Annotated in this window: 22 protein-coding genes; 11 read left to right on the plus strand and 11 right to left on the minus strand. The window is 50.4% G+C overall.

The window, feature by feature from the left end; translation table 11 throughout:
* Positions 1 to 34: 34 nt before the first annotated feature.
* Positions 35 to 532: a GNAT family N-acetyltransferase gene (locus BZG20_RS00270; RefSeq protein ID WP_046073797.1), complete on the minus strand. Its 498-nt coding sequence runs from the start codon at positions 530 to 532 to the stop codon at positions 35 to 37.
* Between the two features lie 289 nt (positions 533 to 821).
* Between BZG20_RS00270 and BZG20_RS00275 the strand changes: the two genes are divergently transcribed.
* The gene (locus BZG20_RS00275) at positions 822 to 1682 is read left to right on the plus strand and encodes an aldo/keto reductase family oxidoreductase (RefSeq protein ID WP_077577968.1); all 861 of its coding nucleotides are present in this window, start codon (positions 822 to 824) and stop codon (positions 1680 to 1682) included.
* A gap of 285 nt (positions 1683 to 1967) precedes the next feature.
* Here BZG20_RS00275 and BZG20_RS00280 read toward each other — a convergent pair whose 3' ends face one another.
* Positions 1968 to 2465 carry a MarR family transcriptional regulator gene (locus BZG20_RS00280; protein WP_046073151.1) on the minus strand — a complete coding sequence of 166 codons (498 nt, stop codon included), beginning with the start codon at positions 2463 to 2465 and terminating at the stop codon, positions 1968 to 1970.
* Positions 2466 to 2884: 419 nt separating this feature from the next.
* On the opposite strand from BZG20_RS00280, the gene BZG20_RS00285 reads away from it, so the two are divergent.
* The 5 genes from BZG20_RS00285 (at position 2885) to BZG20_RS00305 (ending at position 9642) form a co-directional block, all read left to right on the plus strand.
* Positions 2885 to 4135 (plus strand): imelysin family protein, encoded by a 1251-nt coding sequence (locus tag BZG20_RS00285; protein ID WP_241828710.1) that lies wholly within the window; start codon positions 2885 to 2887, stop codon positions 4133 to 4135.
* Between the two features lie 60 nt (positions 4136 to 4195).
* Entirely contained in the window at positions 4196 to 5593 is a 1398-nt protein-coding gene (locus BZG20_RS00290; RefSeq protein ID WP_077577751.1) for a di-heme oxidoredictase family protein, read from the plus strand.
* A 25-nt stretch (positions 5594 to 5618) separates the two neighbouring features.
* Positions 5619 to 6632, plus strand: coding sequence for an imelysin family protein (locus BZG20_RS00295; protein WP_158010006.1), 1014 nt, complete (start codon positions 5619 to 5621; stop codon positions 6630 to 6632).
* Positions 6622 to 7719, plus strand: a complete 1098-nt coding sequence (locus tag BZG20_RS00300) for a DUF1513 domain-containing protein (RefSeq protein WP_077577753.1) — start codon at positions 6622 to 6624, stop codon at positions 7717 to 7719. The genes BZG20_RS00295 and BZG20_RS00300 overlap by 11 nt, the downstream gene beginning before the upstream one ends.
* Positions 7720 to 7869: 150 nt before the next feature.
* Complete coding sequence (locus tag BZG20_RS00305; RefSeq protein WP_198531440.1) at positions 7870 to 9642, plus strand: L,D-transpeptidase family protein; 1773 nt, start codon at positions 7870 to 7872, stop codon at positions 9640 to 9642.
* A 73-nt stretch (positions 9643 to 9715) separates the two neighbouring features.
* On the opposite strand, the gene BZG20_RS00310 is transcribed toward BZG20_RS00305, so the two are convergent.
* Positions 9716 to 11464 (minus strand): GNAT family N-acyltransferase, encoded by a 1749-nt coding sequence (locus tag BZG20_RS00310; RefSeq protein WP_077577754.1) that lies wholly within the window; start codon positions 11462 to 11464, stop codon positions 9716 to 9718.
* A gap of 210 nt (positions 11465 to 11674) precedes the next feature.
* Between BZG20_RS00310 and BZG20_RS00315 the strand changes: the two genes are divergently transcribed.
* Entirely contained in the window at positions 11675 to 12319 is a 645-nt protein-coding gene (locus BZG20_RS00315) for an MBL fold metallo-hydrolase (RefSeq protein ID WP_046073157.1), read from the plus strand.
* Positions 12320 to 12374: 55 nt separating this feature from the next.
* Here BZG20_RS00315 and BZG20_RS00320 read toward each other — a convergent pair whose 3' ends face one another.
* Complete coding sequence (locus tag BZG20_RS00320; RefSeq protein ID WP_046073158.1) at positions 12375 to 13061, minus strand: DUF2982 domain-containing protein; 687 nt, start codon at positions 13059 to 13061, stop codon at positions 12375 to 12377.
* A gap of 263 nt (positions 13062 to 13324) precedes the next feature.
* On the opposite strand from BZG20_RS00320, the gene BZG20_RS00325 reads away from it, so the two are divergent.
* Positions 13325 to 13690, plus strand: coding sequence for a hypothetical protein (locus BZG20_RS00325; RefSeq protein ID WP_046073159.1), 366 nt, complete (start codon positions 13325 to 13327; stop codon positions 13688 to 13690).
* 292 nt (positions 13691 to 13982) lie between these two features.
* A complete protein-coding gene (locus tag BZG20_RS00330; RefSeq protein ID WP_046073160.1) occupies positions 13983 to 14414 on the plus strand; it encodes a hypothetical protein in 432 nt (143 codons plus the stop codon).
* A 35-nt stretch (positions 14415 to 14449) separates the two neighbouring features.
* Here BZG20_RS00330 and BZG20_RS00335 read toward each other — a convergent pair whose 3' ends face one another.
* Entirely contained in the window at positions 14450 to 14866 is a 417-nt protein-coding gene (locus BZG20_RS00335; protein WP_046073161.1) for a hypothetical protein, read from the minus strand.
* A gap of 189 nt (positions 14867 to 15055) precedes the next feature.
* On the opposite strand from BZG20_RS00335, the gene BZG20_RS00340 reads away from it, so the two are divergent.
* Positions 15056 to 15676, plus strand: coding sequence for a thiopurine S-methyltransferase (locus tag BZG20_RS00340; protein WP_077577755.1), 621 nt, complete (start codon positions 15056 to 15058; stop codon positions 15674 to 15676).
* Between the two features lie 124 nt (positions 15677 to 15800).
* On the opposite strand, the gene BZG20_RS00345 is transcribed toward BZG20_RS00340, so the two are convergent.
* The 6 genes from BZG20_RS00345 to BZG20_RS00370 form a co-directional block, all read right to left on the minus strand.
* The gene (locus BZG20_RS00345) at positions 15801 to 16700 is read right to left on the minus strand and encodes a DMT family transporter (protein WP_172969948.1); all 900 of its coding nucleotides are present in this window, start codon (positions 16698 to 16700) and stop codon (positions 15801 to 15803) included.
* A 98-nt stretch (positions 16701 to 16798) separates the two neighbouring features.
* Entirely contained in the window at positions 16799 to 17689 is an 891-nt protein-coding gene (gene cdd, locus BZG20_RS00350; protein ID WP_046073163.1) for a cytidine deaminase, read from the minus strand.
* Positions 17690 to 17891: 202 nt separating this feature from the next.
* Positions 17892 to 18626 carry an ABC transporter substrate-binding protein gene (locus tag BZG20_RS00355; RefSeq protein WP_077577756.1) on the minus strand — a complete coding sequence of 245 codons (735 nt, stop codon included), beginning with the start codon at positions 18624 to 18626 and terminating at the stop codon, positions 17892 to 17894.
* Between the two features lie 91 nt (positions 18627 to 18717).
* A complete protein-coding gene (locus tag BZG20_RS00360) occupies positions 18718 to 19221 on the minus strand; it encodes a hypothetical protein (RefSeq protein ID WP_077577757.1) in 504 nt (167 codons plus the stop codon).
* Between the two features lie 270 nt (positions 19222 to 19491).
* Positions 19492 to 20913 (minus strand): exodeoxyribonuclease I, encoded by a 1422-nt coding sequence (sbcB, locus tag BZG20_RS00365; protein WP_077577758.1) that lies wholly within the window; start codon positions 20911 to 20913, stop codon positions 19492 to 19494.
* 272 nt (positions 20914 to 21185) lie between these two features.
* A complete protein-coding gene (locus BZG20_RS00370; protein ID WP_077577759.1) occupies positions 21186 to 21770 on the minus strand; it encodes an FMN-dependent NADH-azoreductase in 585 nt (194 codons plus the stop codon).
* Between the two features lie 323 nt (positions 21771 to 22093).
* On the opposite strand from BZG20_RS00370, the gene BZG20_RS00375 reads away from it, so the two are divergent.
* Positions 22094 to 22768, plus strand: coding sequence for an HAD family hydrolase (locus BZG20_RS00375; RefSeq protein ID WP_231637370.1), 675 nt, complete (start codon positions 22094 to 22096; stop codon positions 22766 to 22768).
* Positions 22769 to 22871 lie beyond the last annotated feature (103 nt).

Consider the following 22871-nt stretch of genomic DNA (forward strand, 5'->3'; position numbering starts at 1 on the left):
AGGTGGGGGCTTATTCGATAGGGAAATAACATGCTCAAACCGTTAGGTCGCACTCTAGCATTGCCACACTGTGGTATTGGCCAAATTTTTCACCGACATCATTTAGCTGTCCAACTTGTTGGAAGCCAAAGCGACGATGCAATGCCAATGACGCTGGGTTGGGTAGCGTGACGAGAGAATAGGCGCGGCGCAGGGCCTTATCGCGCATTCCGTCAAGCAAGGTTTGCATTAATGCCGAGCCAACCCCACGGCCACCGGCATCGGGGGCCGCATAAATGGTGATTTCTGAGGCGATGTGGAAAGCCTGCTTGGGATTGAAAGGCGTATTGTAAGCAAAGCCAAGGATTTGTTGGTCTTGCTCTGCCACCCAGGCTTGATAGCAGGAGGACGGATCAAACTGAGCGAACCATTGTTTACGTTCAGCTAATTGCCATGGGCACAAGTCAAACGTAATGGCAGTGTGTGTAATGTAATAATTATAAATCGTATTGATCGCGTCACAATCACGCAATTCCATGCGTCGAATAAGCATTTTCGCTTCCTTTTCGCTTTTTTTGCGCGACATAAGATAACGAAGTTCACCGCATTCGCCAAGTGTTGGTGATAAATTAAACACTTGTCGTACATTTAACACCCAAACAGTGCTGTCCTTTGCGCGAAAACAAACGAACGCACTGTTAGGCTAACAAAATGCTCGATAAGGCATTGAGGGTGGCGGGAGATAGGATTAGCATGATAGCTCCACTTCTCGGCATAAAGGATCCGTTTTGTCAGAGTTTAAAGCGACATCTATTTCTCCGGTCGGTCCGTTTTTCTCGCCCATGGTGCAAGGTTACTGGCGACTGGATGATTGGCAAATGACACCGCAGCAGCGTTTAAGCTTTCTTAAGGCGCATATCGATTTGGGGGTGACGACGGTCGACCATGCGGATATTTATGGTGACTACCGCTGTGAAACACTGTTTGGCCAAGCGCTGAAGCTTGATCCCAGCGTGAGGGACGATATCCAAGTGGTGTCGAAGTGCGATATCAAGTTGGTCAGTGAAGCGGCTCCAAACCGCAAAATCAACCATTACGATACCAGTTACCGGCATATTTTGGAGTCGGTAGATAACTCATTGTCTCGTTTGGGCGTGGAAAAACTGGATGTGTTACTGATCCACCGTCCTGACGCGTTGATGGATGCGGATGAAGTGGCTGAAGCATTCACCACGTTGCGTCATCATGGCAAGGTGGCTCACTTTGGCGTGTCTAACTTTACGCCTGCACAGTTCGACCTGCTTCAGTCTCGTTGGGATGAATCCTTGGTCACCAACCAAGTTGAAATCAACCCGCTACGTTTTGATGTGGTCCATGACGGGACCCTGGAGCAGTTGCAGCGCTTGCGTATTAAACCGATGGCGTGGTCTTGTCTTGCAGGTGGTGAGATGTTTAACGGCGAGTCTGAGCAGGCTGTGCGGGTACGTGATACCTTGCATGCTATTGGCGAAGAGCTCGGTGGTGCGACGATCGATCAGGTGATTTATGCTTGGGTGATGCGTCATCCGTCTCAACCTTTGCCGATCATTGGCTCGGGCAATATTGAACGTGTCAAAGCAGCCAAAGCGGCTTACGACCTCAAACTCACGCGTGAGCAATGGTATCGGATCTGGGTAGCGTCAAAAGGACACAATGTACCTTAAATAACAGCGTGTAACCGACTGACTCTCAATCCATAAGGCGGCTATTAGCCGTCTTTTTTTGTTGATTGTCTGGAGACGGAATAGGGGCAATATGGCGCATTGATAACGGATGAGTGGAAACTGCTATACGGTAAATGGTGCGACTGGGTGTCGCATGCAGAGCCAGTGCATGACTGATGGCGACAAAAAGCGAACGTCCTTTGCTTTTAATACGCCACTTTCTTTTAATACGCCGTAGTAGGCAGGTGGACCGGTGGAGACATCCTGTTTACCCGCCGGAGACCATTATTTTTTTGCCTGGAATTGCGAATTATGTGAGGTGAGGGCAGACACTTCTAGCATCGGTGCCGCATCAATATCATCGGCGTTCATCATCGAAGAGATACGTTGTACCGATGACAGCAATAACGATTGCTCCCACTCATCTAAACTTTGAAAGCGTGAAATAAAGTTTTCTTGTAGGGGCTTGGGTGCTTGTTCTAACGCCGCTTCCCCTTGCTCGGTCAAGTGGGCATGCACTTTACGCTTATCAAGCTCACTGCGAACACGCAAAATCAACCCGCGCTTTTCTAGACGATCAAGAATGGTCGTTGCCGTTGCCTGACTCATATTGGTATGGGTCGAGAGCTTACGAATGGTCACTTGGCCCAGCTCTTTAATCGCACGCATTAGGACAAGTTGGGGGCCAGTGATCCCGGATACTTTGTTAAGTTTTCGTGAATGCAGGTCTATTGCGCGGATGATTTGCCGCAGCGCAACCAGTACTTCTTCGTGTTTTTCCATTTACTCACCTCCACCAGAAAAAATCGCCAACGAAACTTACAATACCCGCGGTTGGAGTGCAAAGGCATCGAGAGAAAAATCGACTTTTTATGGTTTTTTTCACTATCAAATAATCAATGTGCTTTCAGTCTATTATAACCCTTAGAGTTCAAATTAAATCTAATTTATTGTTATTTTTAGCTGTTTCAGTGAGCAGGCGCAAAAAGTGCCACATAGTCATCAATTTAAGCAGTCAAGAGGTCGGATCAGCGTTGCAACAAGTTGCATTAAACCATGCTTAGAGTGTGGAGATCACAGCTTTGATAATAGCCTCAATTCTTTGTTGCATTTAGTAACATAATGCTTAGAATCTCTCGCATACAAACGATAATAGTTCTCATAACTGTTCATATCAAAGCGAAGGACAAAGTACTATGGAAATGACCCCTTTTAAGCGTAACCTTATCGCGCTTTCCTTATTTGCCGCACCTCTGGGTGTTAATGCGGCGACGCAAGAAGACGTTGTTGAACATTACGCTGATATCGCGCATGCGGTATTCGCAGACTCCCACGCGACAGCGGTCGCGCTCGATGAGGCCATTGAGGCTTTTACTGCCAGCCCCTCTCAAAAAACCTTTCAGGCAGCTAAAAAAGCATGGTTAGACGCGCGAGTCCCTTATCAGCAGTCAGAAGTGTTCCGTTTTGGCAACGCGATTGTTGATGATTGGGAAGGACAGCTGAACGCGTGGCCATTGGATGAAGGTTTGATTGATTATGTGGCAGACGGTTACCAAGCAGAGCTGGGGAATGCCGGTGCGACAGCAAACATTATTGCCAACCAGAGTATTCAAATTGGTGCGACCGATTTAGACGTGGCTGACATTACGCCAAAACTGTTGGCAAGTCTCAATGAGGTAGGTGGGTCAGAAGCCAACGTTGCTTCCGGTTATCATGCGATTGAATTTTTGCTGTGGGGGCAAGACTTAAATGGCACTAACCCAGGTGCGGGCGAGCGCCCATACTCTGACTTTGCTTACGGGGAAGACTGCACGAACGGCCACTGCGACCGTCGCCGCGAGTACTTGAAAGCGGCCGCTGATCTTTTGGTGGATGATTTAGCCTGGATGCGCGACCAGTGGGCGGAAGGTAATAAAGATAACTATCGCGCGACGCTATTGGCGGATTCGAGCGAGAACGGTTTACGTAAGATGCTGTTTGGTATGGGGTCACTCTCGTTGGGCGAGTTGGCCGGCGAGCGCATGAAGGTGGCATTGGAAGCCAACTCGACCGAAGACGAACACGATTGTTTCTCTGATAATACCCACAATTCGCATTTTTATAACGAGCAAGGCATTTATAATGTCATGATGGGAACCTATCAGCGTGTTGATGGCAGCAAATTGACCGGGCCATCAGTGCTCGACTTGGTCAAAGACAAAGATACTGACGCGGCAAGCGCGATCAAGACAAGCTTTGACCAAGCGCGTGAGCAAGTCAAAACGCTGGTTGTGTCAGCGGAAGAAGACAATGTGCATTTTGATCAATTGATAGCGGCGGGCAACAATGACGGTAACCAACTCGTCAATGCATCCATTACCGCACTGGTTGACCAAACCAAACACATTGAGAAAGCCGCTCAGATCATCGGCATTGATAATCTCAACCCAGATACCGCGGACCATCAATTCTAATTGTCCGCTAATGATGTTAAGCCCCGTGCCGCGGGGCTTTTTGCTTTGTCAGGATACAACATGAAGTCCAAAGTCATTGTTTACCTCGGTGCAATCGGCATCAGTGCCTTGGTGAGCGCTTCAGCGGTTGCTTTTGAACGCACCTCTGGTGGCCGCACCACGGTGATTAAAGAAGGTGCCAACGCTTTCTCCCAACCTGCCGCTAACCTACCCATGAGCGAGCGCATCGACTTCAGTGTCGGGAACAGTTTTTTTCGTAACCCCTGGGTGAGTTCGCCGGCTTCAACCGATGCGCGTGATGGGCTTGGCCCTTTGTTCAATACCAATGGCTGTCAAAATTGTCATATTAAAGACGGCCGTGGGCATCCGCCTTCTCCTGGCGATACCAACGCCGTGTCTATGTTGGTGCGATTGAGTGTGCCGGCAATGAGCGAAGCAGAGCGGCAGAAATTGATCCAATATGGCAATATTCCCGAGCCAAATTATGGGGGTCAGTTGCAAGACTTTGCACTGCCAGGCGCGAAGCCAGAAGGAAAGGTCGCCATTACCTATTCTGCGGTCCCCGTGACCTTTGCCGATGGTGAGACTGTCACTCTGCGTAAGCCACGTTTAACGATCACCGATCTTAATTATGGGCCGATGGCAGAAAATGTTCAGATGTCGGCGCGGATTGCGCCTCCGATGATTGGATTGGGGCTGTTGGAATCCATTCCTGCGGAAGACATTTACGCCCTGGCTGATCCTGATGATGCCAATGGCGATGGGATCTCAGGACGACCAAATCAAGTGTGGGATATCGAAAAACAACGCACTGCGCTTGGCCGGTTTGGTTGGAAAGCAGGGCTACCCACGGTTAACCAACAAAACGCCGCGGCCTTCAATGGCGATGTGGGATTAACCACCTCCATGTTTCCTCATCACAATTGTATGCCGTCACAGTCTGTGTGCGACGAGATGCCCAATGGTGGTGATCCAGAAGTCAGCGACAATATCCTCGGGTTTGTAGAGTTTTACGCCCGTCATTTGGCTGTGCCAGCACGTCGCAATATGCAGGATCCGGCAGTGAAAAAGGGACAAGATACCTTCGTTCAAGCCGGCTGCAATGCGTGTCATGTGGCGTCTTTTACCACTGCAAAGCGTCCAGCGCTTCAGGCGCTCAGCGAGCAACGTATTCACCCCTATACAGACTTGCTTTTGCATGACATGGGAGCGGGGCTAGCGGATCATCGTGGAGAGTTTATCGCCAACGGCAGAGAGTGGCGCACACCGCCTCTATGGGGCATTGGGTATACCAAAGAAGTGAATGCGGATGCCACCTATCTACACGATGGTCGCGCGCGTACCCTCATGGAAGCCATTTTATGGCATGATGGCGAAGCCGCCAGTGCGAAACAGCGTGTGCTGGCGATGCCGAAAGCTGAGCGTGACGCCTTGATCGCGTTTTTACGTTCATTATAACAACAATATGCTGGAGTCTTGTCGCATGCGTTTTCGACTCAATCCTATCGCCGCGCTCTCTCTGAGCGCCACGGTATTACTCGGTGGGTGTTTATCTCAAACTGAGACTGGGCCTAATCACGGCCTATGGCAACTACAAAAGCAGCGAAGTGAGCAGTTTCTTTCTGCGACCACGGATCTGGCTAAGACCACGCAATCGGTCTGTACTCAGGGTACGCCCATTGATGATGCGCGCCAAGCGTGGAAGACGGTGATGGCCAATTGGATGCCGTTACAAGGGGTAGAAAAAGGGTCTGAGGACGCCTTGGCGCAAAGTTGGCGTATTCAGTTTTATCCTGACAAAAAAAATACCACAGGGCGAAAAATTAATGCCTTGCTGGCCAGTGAAACACAGTGGACCGCGGAGGCATTGGCCGAGCAAAGTGTGGCCGTGCAAGGCGTCGGCGCGATGGAGTGGTTGCTTTATGATCAGCAAGCTGACTTAAGTCAACCGAAACACTGTGAAGTGGCGATGGCGGTCAGTGCTCGCTTGCAACAAACGGCATCTGCGCTCAATGCGGCTTGGCAGCAAAATCCTTGGCATGGCATGCCGCCTTCGATGGCGGTATCAGAAAAGCTCGGTGCGTTGACCCATCAGCTGGATTATGTGCTGAAGAAACTGTCTGGCCCTCTGGGTAAACCGGGCTTTCCTAACCCTTACCAAGGTGAAGCGTGGCGCTCACGGCACTCTCTCACATTGTTACGCCAAAGCATCAAAGCGATGCAAACCCAATATCACGCTGAGGGTGGCATTGAACAATCCCTCCGTGAGCGAGGTTATGATGAGGTCGCGGATCGTGTCAGCGAGCATTGGCAGTTGGCATATAACAGCGTGCCACAAGATGGTGAACCCTTATTTGACAGGCTAAATAGCGTCGCAGGGTATCGAGACATGCTCACCGTCTACAACAATCTAGAATATCTCAAATTGGTGCTTGGCGGTCAGGTCGCGCAAGATTTAGGTATTATCGTCGGGTTTAATGCATCAGATGGAGACTAGTTTAAAGCGACGCCGTTTATTAAAAGCGGCACTGATGGGAGCGGCGCTGCCTACCGTGGTGAATGCGTTGAGTGGTTGTCGTGGCAACAGCACGTCAGCGCGTTGTGAGCTACTCGGCTGCGCGCTGAGCAGTGATGGAACGTTCGCGGTTGTCGGCGCTGACCGTATGGGACAGCCCGTCTTCCGTCTTCCTTTACCCGCGCGCGGTCATGGTGTCGCCGCCCAACGTCGCGAGGTTGGGACACTGGGTGTGGCATTTGCGCGTCGGCCCGGTCATTTTATGCAGGTGTTTGATTATCAACGTGGCGTGACGTTATCACAGGTAATGGCCAGCGCAGAACGCTACTTTTACGGCCATGGTGTGATTTCTGATGATGGTCAATGGTTATATACCACTGAAGGAAAACGTCAAACCAGCGAGGGCGTGGTCGGTGTTTATCGACTGAGCGAGCACGGCCAGGTGAAAAAAGTGCGTGAGATAAGCGGCTTTGGGATTGGTCCTCATGAAATCGCGCTGGCGGATGCGAACACACTGGTGGTGGGGGTCGGTGGCATGCATACCGATGGCCGCACCGTGCTAAACATTGATTCAATGTCACCGGCGTTGGTGTACATTGACATCGACACGGGTGAGGTGGTTGAGCGTGCTGAATTAGCCAATAAAAAGCTGAGTATTCGTCATTTGATGGTGTCAGATGAGGGCTATGTGGTGACGGGGCAGCAATACCATGGTCAGGATAATGCCCCCTTGGTGGCCATTCACCGTCGTGGTGAGCCGATGAAAATGCTCAATGCTACCCCTGAGCAATGGGCTCGATTTAACAACTATGTGGCGAGTATCGCGACACTCAATGGCTGGGTGGTGGCGACCTCACCCAGAGGCAATTGCTACGGTGTCTGGTCATTAGACACGAAAAAAATGATAGGTTTGCATCCATTAGTGGATGCCTCTGGTGCCAGTCGTGACGGTGATGTGATCAACTTAAGTTCAGGGGGCGGCAAAATGGTGACCCTTGATAGCGCACATCATCCCGATTATCAGATGACGCCAGTACGATGGGATAATCATTGGATAACGCTGGTGTAATGAAAGCATGGTAGCGTGAAAAGCGGTAGTCTGGAGAGGCTGCCGCTTTTTGTTTCATTGCGGGTTGGGGGGCGAGAAAAAATCAGGCGATGATTTTGTCGAGACGGGGGCAAAATTTGCCATAATTAAAGCATGGATGAGGAGGGGCGTATGGTGAGAAGGCACGGTGCCTGGTTGGCTAACCTTCTGATAGGATATTGTTTTTGGGTAAACCCCGTTGTGGCAAATGAGGCGATCGAGGCCGGTGGCATGCGGTTTTTGGCACCATCCACCTTGGCGCATTCGGCCTCAGATCAAGCGGCGTCGGCTGAGCAAGCCCTGTCGGCTGACGATCATCGTCAACGCGCCTATCAGTATGCGCGCGACTGGCTGGAGTCGGCCGCCCCCGATGCCACTGTTTTGGCCTATCCCTCAGCGCTGACTCAAGACTATCTCGATAATGGTTTTTCTTTGCTTTGGACCCAGGATGCAGCGCGGGACGAGCTTGCAACGCAAGTTAATGTGATTTCATTAGCCAGCTTCAGTCCGGAATTTGAGTGGCGCGCGTGGCAACTTCGCCAACTCCGCCAGCAGGGTAGCGACACCGCGTATGATATTTTTGCTACCGACACCGCGTATGCCTTGATGAGTTACCTGGATGCGGTGTCCGATAAAGGTATGCGTTGGTTTTTTGGCTCTTTGCATCACACGCCACTGCCCGAGCCCTCCGAGTCTCAGCGAGCGTCCTTTTTTCAAGCAGGTTTGGGGCCGGCGTTGCCCGCTTTTCTGCGCAAGCTTCGGCCACAGCATCCGCAATATACCGCGCTGATTAAGCAGATTGTTCGCTTGCAACGTCAAGCCCGCTCAGTGTGGCCCAGCGTGACCAGCGATGGATTGATTTACCCTGACCAAGCGGTAGCGATCCCCTTGGCGCTCAACTTAGTTGATAATCTGCGGGTGCAGGGATATTGGGGGGACAGTCAACGGTTAGAGGCACTGGATGGTAAAACGGTGCAATATGGTGGCGATCTACTCGATGCCGTTAAACGGTTTCAGTTACAACACGGACTGAGTGTGGATGGCATCATTGGCCCATCAACATTGAAATGGCTTAATTTAGATGCGTCGGCGCGGATCCGGCTGCTGGCGCTTAATGCGGAGCGGTTACGGTTATGGCCCCAGCAACAACCGGATCGCATTGTGGTCAACATCCCGGATTATCGTATGCGCCTGTGGTCTAACGATCAGAATGTGTTCGAGAGCAAAGTGGTGGTCGGACGCCAATCTAGACGCACGCCCTTGTTCTCGTCACGACTCGACTCTGTGGTACTCAATCCAAGCTGGAATGTGCCTCGGAGCATAGTGCAAAAAGATATCCTGCCCAAGCTGGTTGATGGGCACGAGTATTTGTCTCAGCATCAATATCGTATTTTGCCCAATTGGCAAAGTGACACCCAGATTGACCCTAACTCGATTGATTGGCAAAAAGTGTCAGTCGACGGGTTTCCCTATCGGCTTCAGCAGGCACCAGGTCGAGGCAACGCCCTCGGAAAATACAAATTCAACACGCCCAATCGTAATGCTATTTACCTGCATGATACGCCAGCGCAAAGCTTATTCAGCCGGTCACGGCGTGCATTTAGTTCCGGCTGTATCCGTGTCGAGCAAGCGGAGCAACTGGCGGACTTATTATTGGATTTATCGGGTAAGCAGCTGACCGACTACCAGTACTATATTGATAAAACCCAGACCAAGTGGGTACCGCTCAAAAAACGTTTAGCGGTACAGACCATTTACCAGACGGCTTGGGTCACTGATGAAGGGGAATTGGCCTTTCGTGATGACGTGTATGCCTATGATGTCCCTGCAAAACGTAAGATCACCACACAAGAGCCCAGTTATTTAACCCAGCAGCGTCATTCTGTGCAGATGCAAGCGCAATAGTCACCAGGAAGCCGCGTATAACCGCGGCTCTCTCTTCATGTCGGTATAGGCGAGTCACGCCATTGTCGTTAGCTCAACGAGATGTATCAGCGTTAGGCTGGTGGCTCAGGTGAGGGGCAATGTAGCGTTGATAACGTTTGGGTTTTAAGCGCTTAAGATCGACCAAAACAAGACCATCAATACAATCGGCAAAGTCAGGATCCACGCCGAAGTCCAGGAACTGGACACCACCTGGTTCGCATAACTCACTATACTGTTTGTACAAGGTGGGGATCCCAACGCCTAAGTGATCGAGTAGCATTTTAAGTTGTTTAAGGTCTTTGGCGTAATCGTTCCCGCAGAAGTGACCCAGAAGCTCACTTTCTTTACTGTCTGCTAGTTCAAAGGGGCGTTTAGAGCGTGCACACTCGCTCTCGCCAGTAAAGTAGGTACGGTAAAAGAAAATGAGCAATTCTTTAGCCGCCTGTGGCATGGCGTTGCTGATGGTGACTGGACCAAACAGATAACGGTACTGTGGCTTCTGCGCGAGCAAAGCGCCAATACCAAGCCATAAATAGTCCAAACTCCGTTTACCCCAATATTTAGGTTGCACAAAACTACGTCCCAGCTCCAGCCCCTGTGTAAGATACGGCTGCATGCCTTGCTCAAAATCGAATAAGCTCGCGCTATAGATCCCATCAAGCCCTTGGGCGGTGAGCGTCGCTTGGGTGTCACATAAGCGGTAGGCGCCCACAATATCGAGTTCGGCAGGATCCCAAAGGACCAAATGCCAGTAATGCTGATCATATTTATCGAGATCACGTCGCTGACCTGTGCCTTCTCCCACAGCACGAAAAGCGACTTCACGTAATCGTCCAATCTCGCGCATGACAGGGGAGTCTGCTTGATAGTCGAGTAAATAAATCAACTTACCATCAGGTGTTTGTCCGAGTTGCTGGCCAGCATTGAGGGCTTGTTTAAGCGCTAAACGAGGCTCGGGAGAGGCGATGGCTGTCTCTGTGGGAAACAAGCCAGGCTTGCGTTTGGCAATACGATACAAGTGCTTATGGAATAACTTAACGCGTGTTTTGACGGGCAGGGAGGCAGTAGCACTGTAACTGTGGTGTGGGATTAATTCGCCGACGGTAAAAGCAATGGTATTGTTCTCTTGGCGAAACATTTCCTCGACGAGCAACAGGGTAGAGAGCGGCTTATATACCATGGATGCGCCATAAAAACGGGCTGAATTACGGCCCTGGACGTGAATCGGGAGAATGGGCGCTTTTGATTTGGTTGCCATGCGTAAAAAGCCAGGGTGCCAGGCGCCATCACGGATCCCGGTTGGCGCCACCCGTGACACTTCACCGGCGGGGAAAATGATGATTGCTCCGTCATTTTCCAGCCACTGAGTCATGTTTTGTAGGTTCTGTTTCGGGGTATATCCCCCCATATTGTTGACGGGCAACAAGCAAACGTGGAGCGGTTTAACCTGCATTAATAAATCGTTAGCAATCACTTTGACGTCCGGTCGGACAGAGCGCACCAGTTTTAACAGCGCCAGTCCATCCAGCGAGCCGATAGGGTGATTGGCGATAATCACGACACGTCCTGATTCGGGAATCCGCTCTTTCTCGCGATCACTCACCCGATAGCTAAAGTTAAAGTAGTCGAGCACTTGTTCAACAAACTCAAACCCTTGCAGATGAGGATACCGCTCAGCAAAGGCTTGAAACTCCTGCTCATGAAGTAACCGTTTAAGGGTTCTACTGACGGGACGTTTTAGCCAGTCACGCTGTTCTAGTTGGGGATAATGAGACGATAGAACTTTATCAACATCTAACATAAGCAACCCTGCATGCAAAAATGCGCATCTGATTTATCCAGATATCCTGACGTTAGCCTAGATAGTAAAAGTGACACCTCCTTGGCAGCATAGTTGCAAACTGATGACAGCGTGGCATAGTGAGGCGCATATTGACGATTCAAAACCTGAGGGCGTGTCACGGATTACGTGTTATTGCGTCACTGAACAGACAAAGAGAAGGTTAACTCCATGGCGTTGCATTATGAAATTGTGCCAGTCACGGCATTTCAGCAAAATTGCTCCATTATTTGGTGCGACCAAACGCAACAGGCGGCTGTCGTGGATCCCGGTGGGGATATTGCTAAAATTCGCCAAGTCATTCATTCGCTCGAAGTGACGGTGACGAAAATCCTCCTAACGCATGGCCATTTAGATCATGTTGGCGGCACTGTTGAGCTTGCTAGCGCGTTAAATGTCCCTGTGGTGGGACCGCACAAGGAAGATGCTTTCTGGCTACAAGCGTTGCCGGCACAAGCCCAAATGTTTGGTTTCGCGCACGCTGAGCCGTTTGACCCTGATCAGTGGCTACAACAAGGTGACACCGTGTCCGTGGGTAATAGTACGCTCTCGGTGTTGTTTGCCCCTGGACATACCCCTGGCCACATTGTGTTTGTCGATCTGGAAGGGCGAACCGCTTGGGTAGGAGATGTGCTGTTTAACGGTGGTATCGGGCGAACTGATTTTCCCAAAGGGGATCACGCCACCTTGATCAACGCCATCAAACACACCTTGCTGCCGGTTGGGGATGATGTGACCTTTATCCCTGGCCATGGCCCTACATCGACCTTGGGTCACGAGCGGAAAACGAACCCCTTTTTAACGGGAGCGTTCTAACCTACCGTTGAGAACAGCCGGCCTTTTGCTGCTATCTGATGCTAAAGGCTAGTCTTTAGTCATCACCGCTGGCAGCGGCCAAATAGCGCCGGGCGACGCCAACAAAGTCCTCGAGGGGTCTATCGAGCAAGTCTTCGCTGACAAACAAATCGTACCCGAGTAACTCTCTGGTATAGCGCATACGGTTTGCCAGCATGGCCATCAACCCTTTGTATAGCACGCCGTTGCTTCCCCGATACGGCGTGTCATCAAACATCATGTCTTCTAGCGGTTTACTGGGTTTATGGTCTCCACGCCGATACGCAGTGATGAGTAATGCGCGTTGCGTCATAATAATGTGGGTTACCATTCGCAAGCTGATACTGTCTAAGAGCGCATCGTAACGCTTAATTTTTATTCCAACCCATGGAAGCGGTTCACCTAATCCTTGCCGGTGGAGGTGCGGGATGCCAATGGCTTCAATGTTTCGCCACTTAAGCGCCCAGCCACCACGAAAACTATGGTGCTGTAAGTGCATAAATGACAATGAAAAAGAGAGCTGAACACGTTGAAGCAACTGGTTAACGGCATAAAAAATGGCAATTATGGCCGCCAAGCCCAATAAGCCCTGGCCAAGCGAGAGCGTCGGTTGGACGAGGAAAAAGCAGATCAAAAGAAACGCCACCGCCATGGCGGCTAACATGCTCCAGCGCGCCGCTTCAAATTGAGGAGGATAGATTTTGATCGTCTTTAAAGCATCCATGATCATCCATTCTTCGCAAGAGGTGGCAAAACCGCCCCGTCTTTTTTACAAACTACCCGTTAAATATACGCGCATAGTGTCTGATTAGTTTGCCTAAGAATCACTGGATTGGTAAACATTTATCGCTGAATATCACGATCTTTGCGCCTATTAGGGGGCGGTTACCTACAAAAGTGGCTGGAAATTTGGTATAACACGCGCTTTGTTTTTCACCCGCTGCATTCAGCAAGCCTGAACGTAGTGCGTCGGAGTAGGATGATTGAATGAAAATCTCTCACAAGCGTAAGGTACAACTTAAACTCAACAAGCGTGTTAAGGCATCATCGCCAGCACGTCAGCGTCCGGTTAAATCAAAACCGGTTGCCGCTGCGAAACCAGCAGCAAAACCAGCCGCTAAGGCACCGGTGGCGAGCTCAGCCTCTTCATTGACGCCAAAGCAACAGCAAGTACTCGAGATTGTTCAAGCAAACCCTGACGGCATTAATCCAAAAGGGATTGGCCTTGCGGCTGGTCAAGAAGACACGAAAGCGGCTTCTTGGGCGACAGGCGCATTGAAAAAATTGACTGAAGAAGGCGCCGTTGAGCGTGTTCAAGTCGCCGCCAACAAGGTGATTTACAAAGCTTGTTGATCCCTTTGCGCATCCGCTTACGTGTTTGATGATGGTATTTGATACGTAAGCGGATGTTCACTCGACTCACCAATATTCTTGTCTGATTTTCTCCCCGCATTGTGATGCTAGGGTAAACAAACTTTTCTATTATCAACTATTTGTTTTTATTGTGTTAATAAAGTTTGTCTTTATTGCGCATTCCCTTAGCTAAAGCATGATCAAGCGCAAAATACTGTACGATCTTCCAGACATACGTTTAAAACTGCCTATAGTGGGAGTGTCTATTTCATTTTCTGTCTGGAGGTAAGCCATGGATGTGCTGTCAACCCAGCTGAAAGCGCCCACAGAAGTCGTTTTCGACTACACCCACTTTTTGTGTGAGAGTCAGCAACCAAACTGGACGTTTACCGATATTTTTCGCAGTTTATTACCCATCTTTACGACTGTGCTTGAACATCAAGCCAGTGATGGAGCGTCTCCGCTTTCTGCACAAGAGCAGCTATACCAGCAAGCCACTCGCGTGATGTCGGTGCGTAACACCGATACGGCCAATTTGGTGCAGCTGGCACGTCTTGCGCGTCAACAAGGCATTGAAGAGCTAACGATTTTAATGCCTTATGCCCTTGAATATCGACAAATGGAGGCGATTAGCCAGCAAACCGATGCGCAAATTGAGTACAGCAATGAGAACCGTGAATGGGTTCGTCTAACGCTACCCTCAGGTCTTAATCCTCAATCCTAACCAGCCATGATCCCAACTTATTGATACTGCGTGAATTAGTGACGCTGGATAAAGGCGGGATCGACGCGCGCGATCCCTTGTTTGTTTTGCTCACAGTAATTGAACGGCTTGTCTGTTGGGGTAAAGGCGATAATGGCACATGAGGTGTCAGCCGCTAACGCCGCATCAATAAGCGCTTCATCATCGTACCCTGCTTGGCGATGGACCACTCGTACTTGATTCGCATTAATGCCCCAGAGGCTAAGCTGTGCCGCATTTAAAGCGCGAGGTGGATTAATGATCGTGACCCACTTGGGCTGGCGTGCTTGCAGTGCAATCGCGCGTAAGGTCGCTTGCCAGTGTGCGTTTACCTGTGTGGCGGCGGTAAAAGCAGCATGATAGCAAGATGATGGCGTGACACGCGCGGGAGACTGAACCTTAGCTTGATTTGACACATTAGACGTCACGTACATAAAAAACCTGTATATATAATCAATACTGTATGTTTAAACAGTAATGTTTTGTGGCGTCACTCGCAAGTCACTTAGTGGCTAGTTTGTGATCAAGATCGATAATAGCGTCTAACGCGCCTGAGTCTCGACGTTAGTGAGTTTGGGGAAATAACTTGCTAAAATCACCGTTTTCATCACGTTGGAGAGAGCATGGAACAAGCGTTCTGGCATCAGCGCTGGGCTGAAAACCAAATAGGCTTTCATCGCGATACGGTACACCCGATGCTTATCCGCCACTGGTCATCACTGGCCCCACAAAGTGACGAAACGGTTTTGGTGCCCCTTTGCGGAAAGTCGATCGATCTCAACTGGCTTGCTGAAAAACATCAGCATGTGATTGGCGTCGAGCTTAGTGAGATCGCAGTGCGTGCGTTTTTCTCGGAAAACTTATATACCCCTCAGGTTTATCGCGCACCGTCAGGGCATATGCACTATTGTTTTGATGAACTGGAGCTGATCAATGGCGATTTCTTCACCGCGCGCCTGAGTCCTATGCCATTGATTTATGATCGCGCCGCCTTGGTGGCCATGCCGCCTGCTATGCGCGCGCAGTATGTCAGCCATATTCGAACCTTGCTGGCACCTGGAGGGCGTTTGCTGCTGATTACCTTATTTTATCCGCAAACGGATGACACGCCGCCATTTTCCATTGATGCGTCGGTGGTAGAAGAGGCGTTCCAAGGCTTAGACATCAGGTTGCTCGAGACACACACGGAACCCGACGGCGAGCGTGGTGAACAAGTGTGGTTAATCAAAGCAGCGGCGTCGTAGTGGCCGATGTGGGTGAGAATGTGTCAAGGGGCCATGACGGCCCCTTTTCTTTGACGTCGCACGCTCTTTGACGGCGTAAGCAGCCATCTTAGTGGGCAAGAAAGCGTAGAAACTGGCAAACCGACTACGCGAGCTTATTTTGTGCCTGCGTGTATTGGCGTGATTCCCAGTGAGTAATAAAAAAGACCGCTGCAATAATAATACCTGCCCCTAACCACAGTCGGCCGGGTGGAACCCAACTAAACACCAGCCAACCAAAGAGGACGTTAAGAGGGAGTTTAGCGTGATCAAAAGGCTGCACAAAAGAGGCATCGGAAACAGCATATGCCTTGGCAATGGCCCACTGTGCGAGGGCGGTCAGTATGCCGGCGCCAAATAACATCCACCAAGCAGTGGATGTCTGAGGGAGCGTCCAATCAGGCACGGCGAGTAGCAAATTAAAGGGCGTGATCAACAAAAGTAGATATACCACCATGGTGGTGGGCGGGTCATAAGCGGATAAACGTTTCACCATCAGCGAGTAGGTGGCCCAGAAAAACGCCGCACCAACAGGCAATAACGTTGCCCAAGTGAACGCATTTGACCAAGGCTCGAGGATAATCATGGCGCCGCAAAACCCAGCGAGCGTCGCAAGACCGCGCGCGATCCCCACTCGCTCTCGTAAAAACAGCCCAGAGCCTACCGTTGCGAATAGCGGTGAGGTCATTAATAGCGCAATCCCTTGCCAAATGGGCACTGGGTAGGCCAGCGCCCACAGCCACAGTTGAATGCCAATCACGGAGACAAACACCCGCAGACAATGCTGACCAAGGTGTTGGGTTTTGAGTGCTTGACGGATCCCGAGTTGCTTCAACCAGGGGATCATCGCAACCAAGGCGATGGCGTATTGAATGAAGGCAACCGTGGTAGAGGGTAAGCCCATTTTAAAACTAACGTACTGAGACAGGCTGTTAACGAGGGCAAAACACAGGCCTGCGGTCAGCATCCAGGCCGCACCTTGGAGTGGATTATGAATCTGTTTCATTGCCGTGACTATCCGAAAAAAGACGCACGGATAGTAGCGCAAATCCGACCTCAGGGCGACCTGAAATCCCCTGAGGGCCGGACAAATAAGGAGGGCGCTTAGCGGGTTGAATACACTAAGGGAATATCTGGGTCAATGGCATCCAGTGTTGCCTGGGTATCGGCAAGGTGACTGACTGTACTCGTTGCCATTTCGGCCAACGCAACAGAGCGAATGTCTGTCCAATGGTAGCCCGCCATATTGACCGCAATTAATGCAACCTGAAGAGGCGGAAGACTTGGGTTAAAAGCCGCGTTCTCGGCATACATGCCAGAGAAAAATTCGCCATCATTGGTTTCAACCGCTGCCCCGCTATAGTTACCTGAGTAGGGCGCGTGACTGCGGTTAGCGGCGTCAGCGGCGGCTTTTAGCAATGGGATATCGATATCATCCGTTGATAATTGATTGGACTCGTCAGTCAATAAACGAGAGTCAATCCCCAAATCGGCAGGACCAAACGGCTCGGGTAGATAGGTGTGCAAATCTTTCGGATCGGATTGTGGCAGCTGGATGATCAAGGACTCAGCGCCATTGAGCTCATTCATGAACTGCCGACAGTGACCACATGGGCTGTAATTGATCGTAATATCGGTGAGGCGTTTTGCCCCTTTTGTCCAAGCATGGCTGATAGCGCATTGCTCGGCATGCACTGTCTGCCCTAGCTGCACCCCGGTGAATTCAATGTTTGCGCCTAAATACAGGGTGCCACTTTCATCACGGACAATAGCACCAACATTAAACTGAGAAATGGGGGTAACCGCATAGGCCGCCGCCAAAGGCAATAAAGCAAGACGCAGTGCGGCGCCGTTAAGGCCACTGGCGGATTCCATCTGCGCCACCTGCTCTGGTGTGAAGGTAGCACCAAAGTTTGCGTCATTTATCCAATCAGAGACAACGCTTTGTAGGGCGTCGGGTAATTGTGTCAGTGCGTCAGTTAGTGCGGTTCGCATAGCATCTCTTCTTTATCGTTAACGGGAGGACAGTGTAGAGAAGCCTTTTCAATAATTGTGTGAGTAATGTCACGCATGTTTTGCAAGAGCGGATTTGTTGCTGAAAGTTAGAGTGACATCAATATTTTTATGCCTCTTAATGTGGCCATCATGACGACGTGCGTAGGCAGACACGTCCGCGAGCCGAAAGACGGTTGATGCATTATGGCTGCCAATCGACATAGGGGCGATGTACCTTACGATACTCACGCGTGAGATCGCCCTGGTCACGCAAGCGAGTAATCAGTCGTGTGAGATACGCATCGATTTCTCGGCCCGCTTCGCCTTTAGGAATGATGAAGACATCGTGGAAGTCAGCAAAGTGTGCGCGTTTGATCATGGTTAAACCTAGCTCTTTAAGTGCCATGTCAGCTTCCTCTTGCGCCCAAACGAAACCATCAATTCTCCCCGCGGCCAAGCGCAACAAAGATTGTTTAATACTGTGCGAGCGTTGCACCTTAAAAGGCATATAGTAGGGGACGGCTTCAATGGTATAGCGTGAGGGGGTTGCCCACAGCGCTTTGACCGAGAGCGGGAGCGCTTTATTGGTGTAAAGGACATGCGTGACCTGGCCAAATGACACCTCGCTAAAGTCGAAAGGCAAGGTGAACACTTCCCGCGTCGGACGCACCGCGGGTAAACCAAAGTCGGCTCGCCCTTGTGCGACACTGTTTATCGCGCGATGAATAGGGAAAACCTCGATAATAATCTTGGTGCTAGGGTCTTGCGCATCAAGGTAGCGGACGAAATCGACAAACGCGCCGCTACCGTCCAAATTGATCAAGCCAGGTAGTTCGCCAAGGTGTGCGACATAGGTTTGTTCAATGGTGGCTCGGGTAGGGGTGGAGAGGCTGAGCAGCGTGATAAACAACAGAAGCGGTAAATAGCGGCGTGGCATTATCTCTCTCTCAGATTTTAAAGCCGATGGACAAAGCAAAAACGACGACCTAACACGACACGCCCGTGGCGCACCACGGGCATCAAACACGCTAAGCTTGAGTCAATAATGCTGTCATGCCAATAATGACCGCCGCTGCCGTGACCAGGATCGTGAGTGGTTTAGCGATACTAAACGACGACTCTTCAATGGTCGTTGAGTGCGTTAAAGACGGTGGAGGCGTCTGTGATGCAGCGTTTGCTGCTCGTCCTGGACGCTTGGCAAGTGTTTGCTGCGGAAGCGACACACGAAAACCAAATTCACCGACTACCTCAAAGGGAAGGCACTTTTTGCCGTTGCGGTAGGATTTGGCCATTAATGATGTCACCACACTTTGATGCTGGGCAAATGAGCTGTCGGGCAAGGCCACTTGTTTGAATAAGGTGCGGCTAGAGAGTACCTCTCCGGCATAGTAGCAAAGCATCTCGAGTAAACGAGACTCTTCGTAAGAGAGAACCGTGATCGTGTCATCGGCCCAATATAACGTACGGCTTTCTGGTTCAAAATCAACCTCGGGAAAGCGGTAACAGCGCGTATCTACTTTTGTTGTCATCATTGCCCACACTCCAAACAACATCCTTTTTAAAAGTGTGGACTCAAATCACAGAACTGCAACTGGTCAAGCTATCTTTTTTTTGGTAGGACAAAGTGGGCAGTGTGTCAGCATTGCTAGTTAATAACTTAAAAAACATGACGTTAAAAACAAAAGGCGACCAAACCTGTCCACCACCGCTACCTGATAGGTAGACTAAGGTCGGAGTGATGGTCGGTCGCCTTACTGACCGGACGGTGTATTCGCGATGCGTCTTTAGCAACCGTGCCAGTGTTAGCCAACCAGTGATTCCACATAGTGGTAAATCGCTTTTAAAACGCGAACTTTATCCTCCTCAGCTTGGTGCTGTTCAGCGAGATGCTGCAAGTTATCCATATAAGCAGGAAGGTGTGTTTCAAAGTAATCACGTCGATGCATAAACCATTTTTGCTGCTCGGCTTCGGTGAGCGTCCATGGGTAATTGCGCGCGCGATAACGGAATAACAGCGGCTTAATGCGCCAGTCATCAACACTGAGATCCAGGGCTGCAAGATTCTCAGGATCGCGTGCACGGATGATGTCCATCGCACTGCGGTCGCTTTTCGAGAAAAAGCCCGCATACAGGGCCGTATCCACGTCCTGATCGTTGAAAGGCTTGGCATCGGCAAACACGGCAACGAGCTTTTCGCGTAATTCTGGCGCGGCTTTCAATGCTTTTAGGTGTTGTAAGCACGCTTCGCGATCCACACCGAGTCGGGCAGCATCCTCTGGTCGTAATGTTTTTGCATCGGCGAGAACGGGGCATTTATTGATATGCACCAGTTTAAGTGGTGCCGGTAACTGTCCTTCCGTGAGGTCGTGGTGCGGGGTATACAGGCGCTCGCGTAACGTATCAGCGTCCAATTCAAACAAAGGGGCCGGGTCACGGGCCAGATCGACAGTAATCACGGCATTGGGGTTATCAGGATGCCAAACAACGGGCACAATCCAGCTGGTGTTGCCTCGCTCGGTGCCGAACATGCCAGAGACATGCACGAGAGGCGTCATATTCACCACATCGATCAGGTGCTTGATTTTGTTTTTATTCCGATGTTTTAACAAATAATCAAATAGCCGTGGCTGTGCCGCCTTAACCTTTTTCGCCAGCTCTATGGTCGCGTGCACATCCGCCATCGCATCGTGTGCGTCGCTATGTTCTATACCATTGGCAACAGAAAGGTTTTCTAGTTTAAAGCTGGGTTTACCGTTGTCATCGTGGGGCCATTCAATACCATCCGGACGCAGTGCGTAGCAGGCGCGCATTACATCGAGCAAATCCCAGCGCGAATTACCGTTTTGCCAACTCCATCCGTATGGGTCAAAAAAGTTGCGGTACAGCGTGTAGCGCGTGACTTCATCATCAAAGCGCACGTTGTTATACCCGACAATGCAGGTATTGGGTTGCGAGAAGGCTGTATGGATCTGCGCGATGAACTCCGGCTCGGATAAGCCTTTTTTCAGTGCCAGCTGCGGTGTAATCCCGGTGACCAAACAGGCTTCCGGAGCCGGTAAGTAGTCATTGGGTGGTTGGCAGTACAGGACTAAGGGTTCACCGATGACATTAAAGTCACTGTCGGTACGAACGCCAGCAAATTGGCAAGGTCTGTCTTTACCTGGATGGGTGCCGAATGTTTCAAAGTCGTAGAAAAAAAAGCTTGGCTGGTCGGCGTCTGTCACAATCGAATCCAACTTGGTCAATAAGAAAGCAGGCGCAAAATCCTGCGATAAACCAGTATGGTAACACTGGCATCGCGTATCACCAATCCTGAGCTAACCGGCGCAATATTGAAGCGCTGATGCGTATAAAAACAGGCAGTCAGCAGTGAAGATCGATAATGAGAGCCTGCACGCAGGCAGGCTATCGTGATAAGGCAGGTGGAAAGGTCGGTTCGTTCACGTCGCGCGAACACTCAAAAGCATGCGTTATCCGCCGCTAAGACGCTAAGACGCTAAGACGCTAAGCGTTTCAGTGTTTGCTTGGCCTCATCAATGGCTTGGCTTGCAGTGTCTTCGCCCATTGCCAGCCCCTCGGCGTAAACAAACTCGACGTCGGTGATCCCAATAAAGCCAAGTACGGTCTGCATGTAACCCGTGATATGGTCGGTCGTGCCCCCTTTGTGCATCCCACCGCGTGTGGTGACCACAATGGCACGCTTGCCTTTCAGTAGACCTTCGGGACCATTTTCAGTGTAACGGAAAGTCACCCCCGCACGGGCAACGAGATCAATCCAAGCTTTGAGTTGCACGGGGATAGTGAAGTTGTACATAGGCGCAGCAATCACTAGGGTATCGCTTTGCTGAACTTCTTCAATCAACTGATCTGAAGCTTGCTGCACGTGCTGCTGGGCATCAGTGAGTTCACCTGTACCGCGTAGGCCGCCTACATTGTCCCCAGTGAGAATCGGCAATGGGGTAGAAGCAAGATCGCGCTCAATCAGCGTGTCTGGAGACAGCTCATCCACCACACTGTTAATCACAGCGTTTGAGCTCGAGTAGGGGCCAAGAATACTTGATTTCAGTACCAGCGCTTTCATGCGTCTCTCCTTACAGTTTATGGCGTTTTGCCCATGAGGTTGTTTTGTTGACTCGATGTAGTCTAGAGACTTTCACAATGAACACCAGCGTACAGATTCGTTAAACTTGTTCAAAATTTTTGTTGATGTCGCTGCACGTGGCGTGGTCAGTTGCGCTGCGTGAGCATGGGCGTATGATAGCGGCCGATAGTCGTTCAAAATGTAAAAATAATGTTATAATGCCCGTTGTGTTGGCTAGGGATCCAAGACAAAGAACGGCAAAGCGCCAGATCAAATCACAAGTCGGTCGCTTGTGGGACGCAACGGGGTTTGAGGAAATGCGCGTGAAAAATTTATTTATGTTAGACGTGGATGGCACGCTGGTCGATAGCTGCCAAATGGACCACGAGTGTTTTAGTCAAGCTGTTTATGAAGTCACCGGTTTAACGGTGCCGGATGATTGGGGTGGCTACACCAATGTCACCGATGCGGGGATCATTGAAGAGCTGATTGATAGTCATGATCTTCAGCGCGAAAAGATCATGTTGTTTCGAGAAATTAAGCGCGTGTTTACGCATAAACTGGCCAGCGCAATTGCTAACCACGGATTAAAGCCGTTGCCAGGTGCGGTAGCATTTATTGATGAGATGCGTCATATGCCGACCGTTGCCTTGGCGATAGCAACAGGAGGCTGGGAAGAGACCGCACGGATGAAGCTTAAAGCCGCTGGTTTTAATATTGACGGTATTGTTTTTTCTTCGTGTTCAGATGCGATGAGTCGTAGCGAAGTGATGGCATTGGCTGCGTTCCGTGCCAAACAAGATTACGGTGTCCATTTTGAGCGGCGCATTTATTTTGGTGATGGGGTGTGGGATAAACAAGCCACACAGTCGCTAAACTACGAATTTGTCGCCGTGGGCGATAAAGTCGAGCACGACGTAAGCGTGAGCAATTTTGTCAACCCGCGTGCGATTTTAGGCAAACTGGGTATTGATGAAGCGCAGCGTCAATACGCCTAATCGTTTTATGCGTAAACGCGATGCAATGCGTGAACGCGAACAATGAGCAGAAAAGAAAAGCCGACGCGTCGACACGTCGGCTTTTTTATCCGCTGTTCAACTT

The organism is Salinivibrio sp. IB868 (genome assembly GCF_001995655.1).
Lineage (GTDB): Bacteria > Pseudomonadota > Gammaproteobacteria > Enterobacterales > Vibrionaceae > Salinivibrio > Salinivibrio siamensis.

Bases quoted from the DNA above. Each gene is read 5' to 3' on its own strand.
- BZG20_RS00270 (WP_046073797.1), bottom strand. From the start codon at position 532: ATGCTTATTCGACGCATGGAATTGCGTGATTGTGACGCGATCAATACG.
- BZG20_RS00275 (WP_077577968.1), top strand. From the start codon at position 822: ATGGTGCAAGGTTACTGGCGACTGGATGATTGGCAAATGACACCGCAG.
- BZG20_RS00280 (WP_046073151.1), bottom strand. From the start codon at position 2,465: ATGGAAAAACACGAAGAAGTACTGGTTGCGCTGCGGCAAATCATCCGC.
- BZG20_RS00285 (WP_241828710.1), top strand. From the start codon at position 2,885: ATGACCCCTTTTAAGCGTAACCTTATCGCGCTTTCCTTATTTGCCGCA.
- BZG20_RS00290 (WP_077577751.1), top strand. From the start codon at position 4,196: ATGAAGTCCAAAGTCATTGTTTACCTCGGTGCAATCGGCATCAGTGCC.
- BZG20_RS00295 (WP_158010006.1), top strand. From the start codon at position 5,619: ATGCGTTTTCGACTCAATCCTATCGCCGCGCTCTCTCTGAGCGCCACG.
- BZG20_RS00300 (WP_077577753.1), top strand. From the start codon at position 6,622: ATGGAGACTAGTTTAAAGCGACGCCGTTTATTAAAAGCGGCACTGATG.
- BZG20_RS00305 (WP_198531440.1), top strand. From the start codon at position 7,870: ATGGTGAGAAGGCACGGTGCCTGGTTGGCTAACCTTCTGATAGGATAT.
- BZG20_RS00310 (WP_077577754.1), bottom strand. From the start codon at position 11,464: ATGTTAGATGTTGATAAAGTTCTATCGTCTCATTATCCCCAACTAGAA.
- BZG20_RS00315 (WP_046073157.1), top strand. From the start codon at position 11,675: ATGGCGTTGCATTATGAAATTGTGCCAGTCACGGCATTTCAGCAAAAT.
- BZG20_RS00320 (WP_046073158.1), bottom strand. From the start codon at position 13,061: ATGGATGCTTTAAAGACGATCAAAATCTATCCTCCTCAATTTGAAGCG.
- BZG20_RS00325 (WP_046073159.1), top strand. From the start codon at position 13,325: ATGAAAATCTCTCACAAGCGTAAGGTACAACTTAAACTCAACAAGCGT.
- BZG20_RS00330 (WP_046073160.1), top strand. From the start codon at position 13,983: ATGGATGTGCTGTCAACCCAGCTGAAAGCGCCCACAGAAGTCGTTTTC.
- BZG20_RS00335 (WP_046073161.1), bottom strand. From the start codon at position 14,866: ATGTACGTGACGTCTAATGTGTCAAATCAAGCTAAGGTTCAGTCTCCC.
- BZG20_RS00340 (WP_077577755.1), top strand. From the start codon at position 15,056: ATGGAACAAGCGTTCTGGCATCAGCGCTGGGCTGAAAACCAAATAGGC.
- BZG20_RS00345 (WP_172969948.1), bottom strand. From the start codon at position 16,700: ATGAAACAGATTCATAATCCACTCCAAGGTGCGGCCTGGATGCTGACC.
- cdd (WP_046073163.1), bottom strand. From the start codon at position 17,689: ATGCGAACCGCACTAACTGACGCACTGACACAATTACCCGACGCCCTA.
- BZG20_RS00355 (WP_077577756.1), bottom strand. From the start codon at position 18,626: ATGCCACGCCGCTATTTACCGCTTCTGTTGTTTATCACGCTGCTCAGC.
- BZG20_RS00360 (WP_077577757.1), bottom strand. From the start codon at position 19,221: ATGATGACAACAAAAGTAGATACGCGCTGTTACCGCTTTCCCGAGGTT.
- BZG20_RS00370 (WP_077577759.1), bottom strand. From the start codon at position 21,770: ATGAAAGCGCTGGTACTGAAATCAAGTATTCTTGGCCCCTACTCGAGC.